The sequence below is a fragment of the Faecalicatena orotica genome (assembly GCF_003149245.1).
GTDB lineage: Bacteria > Bacillota > Clostridia > Lachnospirales > Lachnospiraceae > Faecalicatena_A > Faecalicatena_A orotica.
In genome coordinates this window covers 89,081-103,338 of the sequence record NZ_QGDL01000015.1, presented here as the reverse complement: position 1 = coordinate 103,338, position 14,258 = coordinate 89,081, and the positions used below count along the sequence as shown (strand labels likewise).

Below are 14,258 nucleotides of genomic sequence, written 5' to 3'. Positions count from 1 at the left end.
CCTGTTTATCTGCTATTCCTTATCAAATACCATCGGATTCCCATATTCCCTGTCCGTCAGGGTCAGTTCCTTATTCTCAATATTATAATCATAGGTGGCCTCCAGTGTATTCACTGCTGAACTCAGGCCCTCTGCCGTCACAGCGCCGTCTGAAGCATCTGCCGCTTTCTGTATGGCTTCATCTGTTACACGTAAGGTGAAGGTCTTGGTTTCTTTATCAATGCTGTACTCCATATTGACTGCCACGCCCGCTCCTTCGAATTCACCCGGCCATGCGGCAACGGCTGTTCCGCCGCTCTTCACAGTCAGCACAAGACTGCTGTCCTGATGGCTCCATTTACCTTCGAGTGGATTCGCTGTAAACAGCTTCACTACAAAAAAAGCTGCAATAATGATAATCAGCACTGTAGAAACCGCCATTATAGCCCTCCAGATTTGATTTCTCTTCTCTTCGTTATTCTTTGCAATCATGCATTATCTTCCCTTCTATTTCCTCTATTTCATTATACGAATTTTCAGGAGCCATGTCAACGGGTATCACTTACACAGCAATGTGTGTTACCGTCCCTGGAAAACCTGTAAACAGTATTCAATATGTGGCGATCTGACACATAAATGTTTATTTTGTTGATTTTCAACACAAAACGTCAATTAATTATAACTAACTGGTAAAATATTCCAAAATCAGGGAGGTGCCATATGAGGTTCGCAGCCATGTTAAAAAAATTAAGAGAAGAAAAAGCTATCACACAGGAAGCTCTGGCCAAAGAGCTTGGTGTAACACGTTCCACGATAGCAGGATATGAAACCAAGGGGAAGCAGCCCGATTATGAGCGCTTATTGCAGATCGCCGGTTTCTTCCACGTTTCTGTGGATTACCTGCTGACCGGTTCGGAATTCAGCGGGGATCCCTTGCAGTATATACCTACGGAATCAGAAAAAAGGCTTTTAACAAGTTACTCCCGGCTCTCTCCGGATCTCAGGAAATTCTGTTGTGATTCTCTGGAACATCTGGTGTCCATTTTTGTAAATGATGAAGCATAAAAAGGCACTGTACATCGGGTGTGATGTACAATGCCTTTCGCAATACCAGTCAAAATACCATCTAGCCCAGAATTCCACCGATTACCGTATAGGACAGTATCGTCATGATAAATGCCGCTATCAGCACGCCAAGTACAATAGCCGGGAAAGCTTTCCGGAAACGGATTCCCAGAAGTGCCGCTATCAGCGAACCTGTCCATGCCCCGGTGCCCGGGAGCGGGATTCCCACGAAGAGCACGAGTCCCCAGAATTCATACTTCTCAATCCTGCCACTTTTGCTCATAGCTTTTGCTTCCAGTTTTTCTACCATAGGCCGCAGCTTCTTCGTGCCTTTCATCCAGTCAAAAATCTTCGTAATTAACAGCAGTATGAATGGAATCGGAATCAGGTTTCCTATGATACATATCGGTATTGCCTGCCATTTTGCAACATCCAATATAGCCGGTCCGGCTGCCAGCAAGCCTCCGCGGAGTTCCAGAATCGGAACCATAGAAATGAGGAATACAATAAATTCTTTGCTTACTTTTCCCCCCAGATTCACTACAAACCAATCAATTAAAGCTTCTTTCATATATTATACTCTCCTATTTATATCTTTTCAAAAAGCTGAAAAGCTCTTCCATTTCTTCTCTTGTGCCTATCGTGATACGCAGGTATTGTTCTATCCTCCTGCTGCCCCAGTATCTGACATAGATATTTTCTTTCTTCAGGGCTTCAAACAGCTCTTTCGCATCATATTCGGGGTGGGTCGCAAAGATAAAGTTCGCTTTTGCATCCGGGAATACAAATCCCAGTTCTTTGAGTTCTTTCTTGGCCCACTCTCTTGTCTCAATAATTCTGCCCACTGTCTCTTCAAAATATGCCTTATCCTTCACGGCTTCCACACCATAGACAAGCGACGGCTGGTTCATGGTGTAAGAATTGAATGAATATTTCACATCATTCAGGTATTTGATCAATTCCGGCGCACCAATCGCATAGCCGATGCGCATCCCGGCCATAGACCTTGCCTTGGAAAATGTCTGTACGACCAGAAGGTTCTTGTATTTGTCCAGAAGCTCCAGTGCAGACCTGCCCGCAAAATCAATATATGCCTCATCTACAATGACAATGACATCCTGATTGCGGCTGACGATATCCTCCACAAAATCTAGTTCCTCATAAATCGCTGTAGGTGCATTCGGGTTCGGGAAAATGATCCCCCCGTTCTCCCTGTAATAATCCTCTCTCCTGATGCGAAATCCCTCATCTACTTCAGGGCATACATAAGGAATCCTGTATAATTCCGCCCAGACCTTGTAGAAAGAGTATGTAATATCCGGAAACAGGACCGGTTTATCTGAGTTAAAGAAGGTCAGGAAGCACATAGACAGTACGTCGTCAGAACCTACTCCGACAAACACCTGGTCTTCTCCTACTCCATAGTACTCAGAGAGTGCATTCACGAGAGAAGAGGCAGTCGGGTCGGGATACAGCCTAAAGCGGTCCACATCCATATTCCTTACTGCTTCAACGACTCCGGGCGCCGGTGGATACGGGTTTTCATTGGTATTTAATTTGATGACTCTGTTCTGCGGCTGTTCTCCGGGAACATATGGCTCGACTTTGCGGATATTTTCTAAAATCTTTGGGTTTAATTCCATTTTCTGACTCCTATTTATACTCCGCTGCCAGTTCTGCAAACTTCGGCAGAGAGTTTACAATCGTTTCGTAAGATACACAGTATGCAAGCCGCACATATCCAGGGCACGCAAAGGAGCTTCCCGGTACAATCAGAATATTGTATTTTTTCGCTGCCGCACAGAATTCCTTTTCGTCAGCTACCGGTGATTTTACGAATAAGTAAAAAGCGCCTTCCGGCTTGATGCATTCAAATCCAAGGTCTTTCAGGCCATTGTAAAGTGTCTCACGGTTTCTGTTATAATAAGAAATATCAGTCTTCTCTCCCAGACACTTCTTTACGACCTTCTGCTGAAGGGTCGGGGCATTTACAAAACCAAGAATCCTGGTTGCTACATTTGCTGCGCTGATAAGCTTCTCACTGTCAGCGGCCTCATCCGGGATAACAAGGTATCCGATCCGTTCTCCCGGGAGGGAAAGTGACTTGCTGTAAGAATAGCCAACTATCGTATTCGCATAATATTTCGTCAGATACGGAACCTCCACGCCGTCATAAGCCAGTTCTCTGTAAGGCTCATCAGAGATCAGATAGATTTCTGTGCCAAACTCCTTCTGCTTTGCTTCCATAATGGCTGCCATCCTTTTGATTGTTTCCTCAGAATAGACAACACCTGTCGGATTGTTCGGTGTATTCACAATAACTGCCTTTGTTTTCGCTGTGATCTTTTCTTCGAACTCCTCCAGCTTTGGCTGGAATGTCCCGGTATTTGGGGAAATCTCCACAAGCACTCCGTCATAATTGTTTGTGTAGCTTCTGTATTCGCCGAAATATGGTGCAAAAGCGATCACTTCGTCCCCGGGATTCAGCAGTGATTTCAGAATCACATTCAGCCCGCCTGCCGCACCGACTGTCATCGTAATATTTTTGGAACCAAAATTCGTTCCAAATTTTTCGTTTACAGAATCTGCAACAGCCTGCCTCACATCCTCATACCCTGCATTGCTGTTTGTATATCCGTGTAGTACAACCGGGTTCTCTTCATCCAGAAGTTCTCTGATTGCAGTCTTCACAGCCTCAGGTGCCGGTACGTTCGGATTGCCGAGACTAAAATCATATACATTCTCTGCACCATAAATCCCTGCCAGGCGGTTGCCTTCTTCGAACATTGCACGGATTGCTGAACTGTTTGCGACCATATTTTCCATTTTTTTTGAAATCATTGCTTTCTCTCCGTTTCTTAATTTATTTTGCTTTTACTGTTTCCTTGTTACAATGCCTTTTTCCACCATAAACGCCGGTTTATAAGACAGCTTTGCCTTTCTCAGGCCTTCTGACCCGGCATCGTCTTCCCGGTTCACATACTTGTAGTCCATACACTCATGCAGCACAAACTGCTGGTTAATCATCGTATAAGCGCCGTCGATCTCAGGAAATGCCTTCTCAATGTGTACGACAAAGGTATCGTCACAGATCGGTTCACCGATTGCAAATGCGGCAATTTTTCCGTCTATCCTGATAATGCCCCCCGTCTGCCCTAATTCCTTATATAATCTGATGGAATTAAGCGTCACGCACATCTCTGCATTTTTATCGGGATCATCATTACATCCGTTCTGATTTCTCCATTTCAATGCCATCTGGAAACATTCTTCCTGATTTTCATCTGTCAGCTTTTCATAGCTCCAGTTTGGGTAGATTGACTTAAACTTATTGATATGGTTCCTCTTACTATGCAGCTTCTTGCCTGCCAGCGTCGCCAGCTTCTCAGATTCGTAGACATAGTCAGCCACATCCCGCACGTATTCGACCTGATATTCACCGGGATACCAGGATTCCAGCTGTGCGAAGTTCTCTTCGGTCACATTATATAGTTTTAACGGATATCCCTTCTCCTGGCTATATTTATCAAGGAATTCTAGCGCATTCTTAACACACTCAGGCTCCCCTGCCGGATAAGCAAAGGCGAGTCCAGCCTCGTCATCCTGAAAAATCAATGCATCCTTTACAACTGCGTACTTCACATGGTAATGCCGGGACCAGAGATATACATTATCAAATGTTCTCTCGCAGCTCCTGCTTGGCGCTTTTGCAAAATAAGAATCTATGATCTCCTTATCTTCCAGCTCCGGCCTCTTAAATATTATATCTTCCATTCCTGTCCTTCTCTTTCTGAATGTTAGTTTTTCTGAATCAGATACGTCTCTGCATATCGATTATTATCTTATCTTTTTTCAAGATAAAAATTACATACTTTGATAGTATAACACATTTTCTCTTTATCTGACAATATCCCTGCCGGTCTGAAGTAATTATTCTCCCGTAAAAAGTGCTATTTTACGCTGACGCTCCCGGCATCATCTGATACAGACCCGCATAGATCCCTTTCTTTTCAATCAGTTCTTCATGTGTTCCTTCTTCCGCAATCCCGGTTTCCGTCATCACGAGGATCCGCTGTGCATTGCGGATTGTTGAAAGCCTGTGGGCAATTACGAACGTAGTCCTGTTTTCCGCCAGATTTTCCATTGACTGCTGGACCACCTTCTCACTCTCGTTATCCAGTGCAGAAGTCGCCTCGTCAAAAATCAATACTTCCGGGTTCTTCAGGAATACGCGCGCGATCGACAGCCGCTGTTTCTGTCCGCCCGAAAGCTTCACGCCACGCTGTCCGATATCTGTATCATACCCCTCCGGGAAACTTATGATAAATTCATGTGCATTGGCATTCTTAGCGGCCCGGACTACCTCTTCATCTGTCGCATCCGGCCTGCCATAGCGGATATTATCCATAATACTTCCCGCAAACAGATACACATCCTGCTGTACAATTCCGATATGATTCCTCAGTTCCTCCAGTTTGATATGCCTGATATCCGTCCCATCCAGATAGATTCCACCTTCCTTCACCTCATAGAACCTTGGTATCAGGCTGCAGAGCGTCGTCTTTCCAACACCAGAGGGGCCGACCAGCGCAATATAGTCCCCTGCTGCCACTTTCAGGTTCAGGTTATCGAGAACCCTATCCGCTTCATTTTCATAATAAAACGAAACGCCTTTGAACTCGATCTCCCCTTTCACCTCATCGAGTGACACTGCGTCCGGCTCGTCTGCGATATCCGGTGCAATAGAAAGTACTTCCAGAAATCTTTCAAATCCTGAATACCCGTTCTGGAACTGCTCTGTAAATGTTACCAGTTTCTTCACAGGTTCAGTGAAGTTATTGATATAGAGAAGAAACGTGATCAAATCGGTCACGGCGATGCTCTCCGTGAGCATCATCCCGACTCCCGAGAGCAGTACGATTACCGTAATCAGGGTGCTCATTGCACCAAGGCCGGAGTTATAGATTCCCATATATTTATAACTCGTCTTTTTTGCCGCTACAAAGTTATCATTCCCTACTTTGAACTTTTTCATCTCTACATTTTCATTCGCGAAAGATTTTACAACCCGGATTCCGGAAAGGCTGTCTTCGATCTGGCTGTTAATATCTGCAATTTTCTCACGATTACGTTTGAACGCCTTCTTCATCTTACCGTTATAATAGAAAGCATATACGGCCATAACCGGGATAAATGCGAATGCGATCAGGGCCAGTTTTACGTTTACGGTCAGTAAAATGATAAATGAACCGACAATTTTAATGATAGAAATAACGAGATCTTCCGGTCCGTGATGCAGAAGTTCGCTAATATCAAACAGATCACTTGTAATTCTGGACAGCAGGTGCCCCACCTTCTGATTGTCGTAGAAAGCAAATGTCAGCTTTTGATAATGTCCGAAAATATCGCTCCGCATATTGGCTTCCATCTTCGCACCCATAATATGTCCGAAATAGGCGATATAGAAGTTACAGAAGACTTCCAGCAGGACGAGGCCGATCATCACTGCGCCGAGTACAAAAATCGCATGTTTTGCCTCATCCGCATCAAAATATATAACTTCATTCGTAATATACCTGACAAGCAGGGGTATCACAAGCGTCACGGCCGCCCCCAGGACAGCGAAAAACATGTCACTGTAAAATAACCCCATATAGGGCTTATAATATGCAAATAATTTTTTTAGTTTCTCTTTCATCTTCATTCCCTCTCTGACTGTTCACAATTTATGAATACCATATTACTCCAGTTGAAGGGCGTTTGTAAACCTCTCTTTCTTTTTATTGACTTTTTTAACTTGTCACGTTATCCTTTCTTTAAAGAAGACGAAAAAAGGCAATACTTTATCGAATAAGGAGGTATGTATTATGGCACTGGCACAGCAGCGGGCTTATACTATTGATGATATCTACTCCCTGCCAGACGGGCAGCGGGCAGAGTTAATTGATGGCAAACTATATATGATGTCACCGCCCAACAGACAGCATCAGAAACTTGTTTCTGAATTAAATTATCAAATTCGCGACTATCTCAAACGCAGGGAAGGCTGCTGTGAGGTATATCCCGCCCCATTTGCAGTCTTTCTCAATAAAGACGATAAAAATTACGTGGAGCCTGACATCTCCGTTATATGTGACAAAAGCAAGCTCACAGACAGTGGATGCAGCGGCGCTCCGGACTGGGTGATTGAAATAACCTCCCCTTCCAATCCGCAGATGGATTATGGTGTAAAGCTGTTTAAGTACCGCACTGCCGGGGTACGTGAATACTGGATTGTAGATCCTCAGAAGCATACGGTAATGGTATATGATTTCGAGAAAGAGAAAGAATCCAACCTATATACTTTTGATGAAGATATCAACGTCTGCATTTATGATGACCTCGTTATCAAAATGGCGCAATTAGTCTAATAACAGACAGTGAAAAAATATTCAGATGTAGTAAAAACAATCCTGATCTACTGTAAAATATATAAGAAACATCGTAAAATCAAGGGTTAGCAGTTATCGCCCTTGATTTTTCTATACTTCATAAACTCCTCCCCAAATTAAATAATTCTTAATAAAATAATACGTGAATTTTAAAATGGACCTGTAAAAATAAGGATAACCAATAAAAGATGAAACAGAGGGAGGAGATACTATGACAATTCTGATTTCAACACTTTACCCGCTTTTATGTATGATGCTGCCGTGTATTTTTTATATATTCCTGCAAAAAAGAAAACCCGGCGTCTGCCTGAGCGGGCCCCATTTTATCTGGGTTCTGATTTTCTTACTGTACCTGTATATGGTTCTGGAGGCAACCGGCATCGGCACTATCTGGGATATTGGGAAATATGACGGCATCATCTCCGTTGACAAAATCAACCTGATTCCGTTCACTGATATAACGGGCTTTTCCCAGTCCCTGAATATCATCATGTTCATGCCGCTTGGATTCCTGCTTCCGTTCATCTGGAAAGAATTCCGCTCCCCGCTCAAAGTACTTCTGGCAGGAGCAGGATATTCCTTCGGTATCGAATTCTGCCAGCTGTTCAACAACCGTGTGACAGATATAGATGATCTTATCATGAATACGCTCGGAGCCGTCGCCGGGTATGTCATCTGGATTATCTTCGTATGTCTGTTCCACCCTAAAGGCGGGAAAAGAGAAATTTCACTCTCCGGCAAAGAGGCTGCAGTCTATCTCGTACTCAGCATGGCCGGTGAATTTTTCCTCTTTAACTGGCGCTGGATGGTGCGGACGTTCTTCATGTGACCCCAAAAGTAAGAACATACTTTTAACCCGCAGAATAGATGCACATCTGTGCTATTGTTTCCGGGTTTTATGCAAAAAAGCACACAGGGTGGCGGCTGATTCTACGGAATCAATCGTTATCCCTGTATGCTTCTTTTTTCTATTCATTACTCATTATTCATATTTGCAAGTTTTGCACTCTGGTCTGCCGCAATCAGGCTGTCAATAATCTCATCCAGATCTCCGTTTAATACTGTATCCAGCTTATGGAGTGTCAGCTTAATTCTATGGTCAGTGACCCTTCCCTGCGGGAAGTTGTAAGTCCTGATCTTTTCAGATCTGTCGCCGGTACCAATCTGGCTTCTTCTTGCCTCCGCCTCTGACGCCTGCTGCTTCTCCATCTCCAGGTCATACAGCTTGGAACGGAGCAGCCTGAACGCTTTTTCCTTGTTCTGGAGCTGTGACTTCTCTGTCTGGCTATAGATAACAATTCCGGTCGGGTAATGCGTCAGACGTACGGCAGAGTCTGTCGTATTGACGCACTGTCCGCCGTTTCCGGATGCACGCATAACATCAATACGGATATCTTTGTCCTCAATCACAACATCGACATCCTCCGCCTCAGGCATAATCGCAACCGTGATCGTTGATGTATGGATTCTTCCACCGCTTTCCGTTTCCGGCACACGCTGTACACGGTGTACACCGCTCTCATATTTTAAACGGGAATACGCTCCCTGTCCTGTGATCATGAATACACATTCCTTGAATCCGCCGATCCCATTCTCGTTCAGAGAGATCATCTCTATCTTCCAGCGGCGTCCTTCCGCATAATGGACATACATACGGTAAATCTCTGCCGCGAATAAAGCCGCCTCGTCTCCGCCGGCACCCGCACGGATCTCCACCATAACGTTCTTGTCATCGTTCGGGTCTTTTGGAAGAAGCAGGATCTTCAGTTCCTGTTCCAATTCTTCTACACGTGCTTTTGACTCATTTAATTCTTCCTTCGCCATCTCACGCATCTCGTCATCGGACTCCTCGTCCAGCATGATGAGGCTGTCCTCTATGTTTTGTTTACACTGCTTGTATTCTCTATATGCTTCCACGATCGGACCCAGATCACTCTGTTCCTTCATCAGTCTGCGAAAACGTTCCGGGTCATTCGCCACGTCCGGCTCCTGTAATTCCCCCATCACTTCCTCGTAACGGATCAGCAAATCTTCTAATCTGTCAAACATTTTTCTCTATCCTTTCTCACTTAACACTACTTTACCTATCATACACGCCAATCACTGCACGGTCAAGACCTGCAAGGTCCTTTTTTACCATGATATCTCTGAATCCGGCATCCCTCATCAGGGTACTGACCGCATCAGCCTGGTCAAAACCGATTTCAAATACAAGGTGTCCTCCATCACTCAGGTAACCACCCGCCCCTGAGATAATCTTCCTGTAAAAGTAAAGACCGTCCTCTTTTCCATCCAATGCAATCCACGGGTCATGGCCCTGGACTTCATCCTGAAGCTTACTGATCTCATCTGTACGGATATAAGGCGGGTTCGATACAATCAGCTCAAACCTTCCTTCTGCCGCATCGAATAAATCACTGTGTATGAACTCTGCTTCTATATTAAGTAATTCTGCATTTATCCGTGCAGCTTCCAGTGCCTCTTCCGAAATATCCGCGCCGGTCCCGGCCATCTTTAGATTCCCGCACTTTTTATCCTTTCCGGCATGATACAACACGCTAAGAAGAATGCATCCGGAACCCGTGCACATATCCAGCACCCTGAAATCCTGTTTCTTACTGTCGTCCGCTTTACCTGCCGGATATTCTGCCTCAGAACAGCTTTCCATGATTTTCAGTGCTTCTTCCACTACAAGTTCTGTATCCTGTCTCGGGATTAAAACATGCTCGTTTACCCGGAAGGTAAGCCCCATGAATTCCTGTTCCCCCGTCAGGTGCTGCAACGGGATATGTGCCGCCCTCCTGCTGATAAAATCCGAATACTGATCCGCCTGTTCTTCCGAAAGTTCCTTGTCCGGCATGGCATAATACATGGCCCGGCTCACCCCGGTCACATGTTCCAGCAGATACCATGCATCCAGACGGGCATCCGGTATTTGTGCCTGCACCAGCAGTTTTTCCCCCTGCTGATATGCTTCCTGCATCGTCATAACTCTCTACCGAAGTTCTCGGCCTCATATGCCTTCCAGTCGAACACTGCTTCCACCGCACAGATTGCCACTTCAATCATGCTGTCGTCCGGTTCTTTTGTCGTCAGATTCTGTACCCAGAGTCCCGGCCTGCTCAGCAGGTTAACGATCACATTATCACTGTTTCCCGCCAGCTTGATAATCTCATAAGATACCCCTGCAATCAGCGGGAAAAGGGCGATACGCAGAAGCACCCTCATAATCTGGGATTCCGTGGTAATAAAGAAACAGAATATGATACTTACAATCATGACAAAGAACAAGAAACTTGTCCCACAGCGTTTATGCTGCTTGGAACTTGCCCGGACATTCTCTACATTCAGAGTCAGTCCGTGTTCGATGCAGTTAATACACTTGTGTTCCGCCCCATGATACATAAAGGTTCTCTGGATATCCTCCATTCTCGACACAAGCAGAATGTATGCCAGAAATATCCCCACACGGATCACACCTTCCAGAATCGTGATTACAGCCCTTGATTCTATATGTTTTCTAAGAATGTTGCTGAGGAAGTAAGGGAGTACCATAAAAATCCCCACCGCCAGAACGACAGAAAAGGCAACGGTCAGGTTCATGATCATCTTATCCCTTTTCTCCCGCTTTGCTAAGGCCTCTTCCGTAAGAACTTCCGGAGTCCCCTCTTCATCTTCAAAAAAGCTGGCAGAAAACATCAGTGTCTTCATCCCCAGTACCATCGAATCAATAAAATTGAAAATCCCCCTGATAAAAGGAACCTTTGTCACCGATTTCCAGGGAATGACACTCTTATATTCGTCTACACTTACTTCAATCTCTTTGTCAGGCTTCCTGACTGCTACAGCATACTTATCCCGGTTCTTCATCATGATGCCTTCCAGCACCGCCTGACCGCCTATATTAGATGACTTCATCTATCCTCCTGTCTGTAGGACCGTAAAAAGGGTCAGTTCCTTCTCTTTGAAGTTGCTGACCTTTTGATGATCTTCTACAATGCTATAATTTAACAACAGGCTGAGATTTTCACCTCAGCCTGCAATAAATCATTCCTATTTCATACCATATTTCTTATTGAACTTGTCTACACGTCCGCGAGCCTGGTTAGCTTTCTGCTGGCCTGTGTAGAATGGATGGCATTTGGAGCAGATTTCTACGTGGATATCTTTGTTTGTAGAACCTGTTACGAATGTGTTCCCACAGTTGCAAGTTACTGTTGCCTGATGGTACTCTGGATGGATTCCTTCTCTCATGATTTTCACCTCTCTATTTCAAAATATAGTTATTATAATCTCTAAACAGCTTTGTTATTGTATCATAAGATTTTTTGTTTTGCAAGTGATTTCTCTGAATAATCTGTGAAACGGCTTATTTTTTTGAACCAGACCTGCCGGGCAACATAAAATAGAAGTAATACAGTAGTTGTGTAATGTTATTTTGTCATGTTATACTGCTCTTACTAAGTTTAATTACAAAGGAGTACTTCTAATGGAAATTACAGCATCCACATTTTTTATTGTCTGTCCCTTTCTGTTCCTTGCCGGAATGGTAGATGCCATCGGCGGAGGAGGCGGACTAATCTCACTTCCTGCCTATCTGATTGCAGGGCTGCCCCCTCACACGGCTGTTGCCACGAACAAGATGTCTTCCACTTGCGGAACAGCACTTGCAACTTACCGCTTTATCAAAAACGGACTGGTAAATTTTAAGCTCGCTGTCCCGTCTGTCATTGCCGCGATCATTGGTTCTTCCATCGGTGCCCATATCTCCATGATCGTGCCGGAAAAAATCATGCTGTATGTTCTGGTCGGGATTCTGCCTGTATCTGCATTCCTTGTACTGAACAAAAAACTGTTCCATGACAAGGGAAGTGATACGGTTACCCTCGATAAAAGAACCTACCTCACCGCCACGATCGCCGCCCTGATCATCGGTATGTACGACGGCTTTTACGGTCCGGGGACCGGAACCTTTCTGATCATCGCATTCACCGTATTTGCAAAGCTGAGCATTAAGACATCCAACGGGCAGGCAAAGGTCATTAATTTAACGACAAATATTACATCCTTAGTCATATTCCTTATAAACGGGCAGGTTCTGATCCCTGTCGGAATCGCCGCCGCTTTATGCAACATGGCCGGCGGTTATCTGGGAGCCGGGATGGTTATGAAGAACGGGGCAAAGATTGTAAAACCGAGTATCCTGCTCGTCCTTTTCCTTCTGCTCTTAAAAGTACTGAATGTATATTAAGGTACATCAGATTTATATAAATTTCTTCTTAATTACCGTCTGTACAAGATCTGCGTTGTTCTTTGTCTGGGCGAACATATTAAGAAGATTGTCCACAGCCTCATCTGCTTTCATACCATTCATTGCCCTGCGGATAATGTAAACAGCATCCTGCTCTTCTCTTGTCAGCAGAAGGTCTTCTCTTCTTGTTCCTGACTTCGGAATATCAATTGCAGGGAATACTCTCTTCTCCTGCAGTTTCCTGTCCAGAACAAGTTCCATGTTGCCGGTACCTTTGAACTCCTCGTATACGACATCATCCATCTTACTTCCCGTCTCAACAAGTGCGGTTGCAAGAATGGTCAGGCTTCCGCCCTCTCTCATATTTCTCGCCGCACCAAAGAAACGCTTCGGCATATGCAGCGCCGCCGGGTCGAGACCGCCGGAAAGTGTTCTTCCTGACGGTGGAACGGTCAGGTTGTATGCACGTGCAAGCCTCGTGATACTGTCCAGAAGGATCATGACATCCTTGCCGTGCTCAACAAGACGTTTTGCACGCTCGATCACCATCTCAGACACTCTTTTGTGATGCTCCGGAAGTTCATCAAACGTAGAATAAATAACCTCTACATTCGGTCCCCCGATTGCTTCTTTAATATCGGTAACTTCCTCCGGACGCTCATCGATCAGGAGGATCAGAAGATGCATGTTCGGCTCTCTCTTCTGCACAGATAGTGCCGCCTCTTTTAACAAGGTTGTCTTACCTGCCTTCGGAGGAGACACAATCATACCACGCTGTCCCTTTCCGATTGGTGAAAGCAGGTCTACGATTCTCATTGCAGTAGAGCATCCCGGTGTCTCCAGACGCAGGCGCTGGTTCGGGAAAATCGGAGTCAGGTCTTCGAAATTGGTGCGCTTCATCGCTTCTGCCGGCCTCAGTCCGTTAATTGTTGAAACATACAAAAGAGCGCTGAACTTTTCAGACTGTGTCTTAATTCTTTTGTTTCCCGTAATAATATCTCCTGTTTTCAAATTAAATCTGCGGATCTGGGAAGGTGAAACATATACGTCCTTCTCCCCCGGCAGATAATTCTCACAGCGGATAAACCCATATCCGTCAGGCAGTACCTCCAGAATACCGTTCGCTGTTTCCCCGCTGTCCAGCTGCTCGATATCAGTAGTCTCCTTCTTATCTTTTAATTCTTCTTTAATTTCTTCCTTCGCTTCTGCCTTTGCCTCCTCCATTTCTTCTTTCTTGTCCTGTGAAAGCATAGCCTCTATCAGATCACTTTTTTTCATCGTGGAAACGCCTTTCATTTTTCTGGCCTTTGCAAGCTCCTTAAGTGTAGCAAGAGGCAGAGATTCATACTTTTCTCTCGTCATAAATTCAACTATTCCTTTCTTTAAAATTAATGTTATTAAGTTCATGTATTCATTTTATAAAAAATGTCGCGGGAACCTTAGTCTGAAGTGACTTGTCCGAATTCAGGGATGTATGCCATACCTGTCTCCATAGATGTATTAAATCTGTACCCATTATACATCATCTTTCG

Annotated in this window: 15 protein-coding genes; 4 read left to right on the top strand and 11 right to left on the bottom strand. The window is 44.8% G+C overall.

Translation table 11 applies throughout. The features are described from left to right. Positions 1-12 precede the first annotated feature (12 nt). Positions 13-471: a hypothetical protein gene (locus A8806_RS21110; protein ID WP_109733154.1), complete on the bottom strand. Its 459-nt coding sequence runs from the start codon at positions 469-471 to the stop codon at positions 13-15. Positions 472-714: 243 nt separating this feature from the next. On the opposite strand from A8806_RS21110, the gene A8806_RS21105 reads away from it, so the two are divergent. After that, positions 715-1,044 (top strand): helix-turn-helix domain-containing protein, encoded by a 330-nt coding sequence (locus A8806_RS21105; RefSeq protein WP_242996217.1) that lies wholly within the window; start codon positions 715-717, stop codon positions 1,042-1,044. A 61-nt stretch (positions 1,045-1,105) separates the two neighbouring features. Here the strand turns inward: A8806_RS21105 and A8806_RS21100 are convergent, their stop codons facing one another. The 5 genes from A8806_RS21100 to A8806_RS21080 all read right to left on the bottom strand — a co-directional run bounded on the left by A8806_RS21100 (position 1,106) and on the right by A8806_RS21080 (position 6,742). Then, positions 1,106-1,615, bottom strand: coding sequence for a COG2426 family protein (locus A8806_RS21100; RefSeq protein ID WP_109733152.1), 510 nt, complete (start codon positions 1,613-1,615; stop codon positions 1,106-1,108). Positions 1,616-1,628: 13 nt separating this feature from the next. Beyond that, on the bottom strand, positions 1,629-2,687 hold the full coding sequence (gene hisC / locus A8806_RS21095; RefSeq protein WP_109733151.1) for a histidinol-phosphate transaminase: 1,059 nt from the start codon (positions 2,685-2,687) through the stop codon (positions 1,629-1,631). Between the two features lie 10 nt (positions 2,688-2,697). Continuing rightward, complete coding sequence (locus A8806_RS21090; RefSeq protein WP_109733150.1) at positions 2,698-3,885, bottom strand: pyridoxal phosphate-dependent aminotransferase; 1,188 nt, start codon at positions 3,883-3,885, stop codon at positions 2,698-2,700. Between the two features lie 33 nt (positions 3,886-3,918). After that, positions 3,919-4,818, bottom strand: a complete 900-nt coding sequence (locus tag A8806_RS21085; RefSeq protein WP_109733149.1) for a DUF2156 domain-containing protein — start codon at positions 4,816-4,818, stop codon at positions 3,919-3,921. Positions 4,819-4,999: 181 nt separating this feature from the next. Then, the gene (locus A8806_RS21080; RefSeq protein WP_109733148.1) at positions 5,000-6,742 is read right to left on the bottom strand and encodes an ABC transporter ATP-binding protein; all 1,743 of its coding nucleotides are present in this window, start codon (positions 6,740-6,742) and stop codon (positions 5,000-5,002) included. Positions 6,743-6,911: 169 nt separating this feature from the next. Between A8806_RS21080 and A8806_RS21075 the strand changes: the two genes are divergently transcribed. Continuing rightward, positions 6,912-7,454: a Uma2 family endonuclease gene (locus tag A8806_RS21075; RefSeq protein ID WP_109733147.1), complete on the top strand. Its 543-nt coding sequence runs from the start codon at positions 6,912-6,914 to the stop codon at positions 7,452-7,454. A gap of 232 nt (positions 7,455-7,686) precedes the next feature. Further along, positions 7,687-8,304 carry a VanZ family protein gene (locus A8806_RS21070; protein WP_109733146.1) on the top strand — a complete coding sequence of 206 codons (618 nt, stop codon included), beginning with the start codon at positions 7,687-7,689 and terminating at the stop codon, positions 8,302-8,304. 146 nt (positions 8,305-8,450) lie between these two features. Here A8806_RS21070 and prfA read toward each other — a convergent pair whose 3' ends face one another. The 4 genes from prfA to rpmE all read right to left on the bottom strand — a co-directional run bounded on the left by prfA (position 8,451) and on the right by rpmE (position 11,729). Beyond that, entirely contained in the window at positions 8,451-9,524 is a 1,074-nt protein-coding gene (gene prfA / locus A8806_RS21065; protein ID WP_109733145.1) for a peptide chain release factor 1, read from the bottom strand. A 31-nt stretch (positions 9,525-9,555) separates the two neighbouring features. After that, a complete protein-coding gene (gene prmC / locus A8806_RS21060) occupies positions 9,556-10,464 on the bottom strand; it encodes a peptide chain release factor N(5)-glutamine methyltransferase (RefSeq protein ID WP_109733144.1) in 909 nt (302 codons plus the stop codon). After that, positions 10,461-11,393 (bottom strand): DUF1385 domain-containing protein, encoded by a 933-nt coding sequence (locus A8806_RS21055; RefSeq protein ID WP_109733143.1) that lies wholly within the window; start codon positions 11,391-11,393, stop codon positions 10,461-10,463. Before A8806_RS21055 ends, prmC begins: the two co-directional genes overlap by 4 nt. Before the next feature lie 135 nt (positions 11,394-11,528). Next, a complete protein-coding gene (gene rpmE / locus A8806_RS21050; protein ID WP_109733142.1) occupies positions 11,529-11,729 on the bottom strand; it encodes a 50S ribosomal protein L31 in 201 nt (66 codons plus the stop codon). Between the two features lie 235 nt (positions 11,730-11,964). Here rpmE and A8806_RS21045 point away from each other — a divergent pair, with 235 nt between their 5' ends. Further along, positions 11,965-12,726: a sulfite exporter TauE/SafE family protein gene (locus tag A8806_RS21045; protein WP_109733141.1), complete on the top strand. Its 762-nt coding sequence runs from the start codon at positions 11,965-11,967 to the stop codon at positions 12,724-12,726. A 12-nt stretch (positions 12,727-12,738) separates the two neighbouring features. Here the strand turns inward: A8806_RS21045 and rho are convergent, their stop codons facing one another. Beyond that, positions 12,739-14,088, bottom strand: coding sequence for a transcription termination factor Rho (rho, locus tag A8806_RS21040; protein ID WP_109733140.1), 1,350 nt, complete (start codon positions 14,086-14,088; stop codon positions 12,739-12,741). Positions 14,089-14,258 lie beyond the last annotated feature (170 nt).